Here is a 249-nt window from a genome sequence, read left to right as displayed (position 1 = left end):
CCTTTCTTTACGTTCGCAAACTTTATGAATACTCATTATCCGTACGAACCCTCCCAGCAACATTTGACTACTGTGTCTGGTGGGGCATATGAGGTTGAAGATATCCAATCAGTTGAACCAGACATTGGCGATCCTTGGATATTTTTAAACAATTGCTTTGGAGGAGGGGTGGACGAAGAATTACTAGATACTGTTCGTGCAGCCTACTATCTTCATCCACAGAATGGGCTTCAGAATAGTAGGCTGCAC

Annotated in this window: 1 protein-coding gene; it reads left to right on the top strand. The window is 43.4% G+C overall.

Going from position 1 to position 249, the window contains the following annotated elements:
- Positions 1–24 precede the first annotated feature (24 nt).
- Positions 25–249: hypothetical protein (locus tag ACP7FG_RS13135; RefSeq protein ID WP_439226650.1), on the top strand; the 225-nt coding region annotated here is incomplete at its 3' end.

Origin of the sequence: Idiomarina sp. ST10R2A5, from assembly GCF_051842325.1 — a bacterium.
GTDB classification, from domain to species: Bacteria; Pseudomonadota; Gammaproteobacteria; order Enterobacterales; family Alteromonadaceae; genus Idiomarina; species Idiomarina abyssalis.
This window is presented reverse-complemented; position numbering and strand designations above follow the sequence as displayed.